Annotated in this window: 2 protein-coding genes; one reads left to right on the top strand and one right to left on the bottom strand. The window is 61.0% G+C overall.

Annotated elements, in window-relative coordinates; all coding sequences use genetic code 11:
• Positions 1-110: 110 nt before the first annotated feature.
• The gene (locus NW852_RS01085) at positions 111-827 is read left to right on the top strand and encodes a hypothetical protein (protein ID WP_414370415.1); all 717 of its coding nucleotides are present in this window, start codon (positions 111-113) and stop codon (positions 825-827) included.
• A gap of 51 nt (positions 828-878) precedes the next feature.
• On the opposite strand, the gene tyrS is transcribed toward NW852_RS01085, so the two are convergent.
• Complete coding sequence (tyrS, locus tag NW852_RS01090; RefSeq protein ID WP_414426397.1) at positions 879-2,114, bottom strand: tyrosine--tRNA ligase; 1,236 nt, start codon at positions 2,112-2,114, stop codon at positions 879-881.
• Positions 2,115-2,215: the final 101 nt, after the last annotated feature.

Here is a 2,215-nt window from a genome sequence, read left to right on the forward strand (position 1 = left end):
CATTTGGGGCAGGGCAGGGGCGACGGCGATTGTCCCTGCAGAGGTGCCTGTAGCCCGCCTGCGGGTGTAAGCTCTAGAGGGATCCCTCTGGGTGAGGAGGACGGTCGGACATGGCGGCCAAGCAACTGAAGTTCTACTGGAGCCCGCAGTACCAAATCTTTAGCTGTGACGGGGCCAAGCTGGAGGGGCACGGCGCCATTCAAACCAATCCCTCGCATGACTTGGTGCATCTGTTTATCGCCGCCAACGGCAATATGCCCTGGCAGCCGGTAGAAAGCCGCGAGCAAACCTGCTTTGCCGAGTACAACGCCGTGCTCCTGGAGCACCTTTTGGTCAACTGCTTCAACGCGGCGGCGCTGGGATCCATGACCCCAGAGCAGGTTGTTCCGGAGGCGCGCAAGTTTTTGCAGTGGTTTGTTTCCGAGCACTACGCGCCATTTCCGGTCTCTGAAGAAGAGGCTTTTTGTTGCTTTGCAGCACACCTAGATATCGAGCGCATGGTGCGGCTATTCCCCTACTTCTACAGTTTGCGCGCCTGGGAGTGCTTCAGCCCCGATTACCGCAACGAGGTTTACGACTTGGAATTTACTTCCGAAGACGATCCGGTCAGGGAAGCCCCGGAATGGGCGGCGGATCCCAATATCTTGGAGACCCAAGAGCTGGTGCGGCAGAAGCTCGCTGAAGCTGTGGCGGAGGCGAGATCGATCCGGCCCAAGGCGGAGCCCGTTTTCCCGCAAACCTTGTTGGCTTCACCGCTGTTCAATCCCCCAGCCAAGACCAAGCAGAAAAAAGCCGGGCTCGGCTTCAAGCCCACCCCCACCCATTGATGGTTGATCCCCCCTTCCCGGTCCCATCAAGGGAGAGGGGTTGGGGGCTGACTACTCTGGGCCCACCACCAGGCGGCGGAAGGCCTTCTTGCCCACCTGGAGAACCCGCCCGACCAGGTCAGAAGCGCTGGTAAACTCCAAGTCGGGATCCTCCACTTTTTGTCCGTCCAGCCGCACGGCGCCTCCTTGGATTTGCCGACGGGCCTCGGCGGCGCTCTTGCACAGGCCGGACTCGCGCAGGATGTAGCTGAGTTTTGCCGGGTAAGACAAGCCCTCGACGGCAAAGGTGGGGATGGATCCCGTCTCTACGAGATTGCCTTGCAACACCAGGGCTTGGGCGGTGCGCTGCGCCTCTTCTGCCGCTTCAGGGGAGTGAAATTGGGCCACCAGAGTTTTGGCTAGGAGAATCTGGCGCTGACGGGGATCTGCCGGCAGCTCTGAGGGGGGCACCGCCGTGAGCAACTCAAAATACCGCTCCACCAGGTGATCCGGCACCTTCTCCAGCTTGGAGTACATGGTGAGGGGATCCTCGGTCAGGCCGACGTAGTTGTTTTTGGACTTGGACATTTTCTGGTAGCCATCCAAGCCCTCCAAAAGCGGCACCGTCAGGCAAAACTGCGGGGTTTGGCCTTTCCAAAGCTGCAGCTCTCGGCCAACCAGGAGGTTAAAGCGCTGGTCGGTTCCCCCCAGCTCCACGTCGGCTGCCAGGGCCACCGAGTCGTAGCCCTGCAGGAGGGGGTAAAGAAATTCGTGCAAGTACACCGGTGTTCCAGCTTGGTAGCGCTGGGCAAAGTCTTCTTTGGCCAACATCTGCCCCACCGTCATCTGGGCCTGCAGCTCGATTAGCTCGCTGAGGGTGAGGCGGGCCAGCCACTCGCTGTTGCGGCGCACCTCCAGCCGGCCAGGGGTCGCAAAGTCCAAAATCTTGGCAGCTTGCTCCAAATAGGTGCGGGCATTTTCCTCCACTTCTTCTGGGCTCAGGCGGGGACGCGCCTCCGACTGGCCAGTGGGATCCCCCACCAGCGCCGTAAAATCCCCGATGAGCAAAATGGCCACATGGCCGGCATCCTGGAATTGGCGCAGCTTGCGCAAAACCACCGCGTGGCCCAGGTGTAGATCTGGCCGCGTGGGATCGATGCCTAGCTTCACCCGCAAAGGGCGATCCGTTGTGGCCAGGCGCTCCACCAGAGCTGCCGCCCCCCCTGGGAAGATCTCGGCCACCCCCCGCTGGGCGATCTCGGCGATGCGAGGATCCCCCTGGGCTGACGAGACGGCAGTTAGAGACATTTTCGAAGTTGGCTCCATCCACTTGGGTTGATGAGCACCATGGGCTATTATGAACTACCCCACCGCGCAGGCGGGTGGGGTTTCCCCATCCGCTTTACGGC

The organism is Synechococcus sp. H60.1 (assembly GCF_047462335.1).
GTDB lineage: Bacteria > Cyanobacteriota > Cyanobacteriia > Thermostichales > Thermostichaceae > Thermostichus.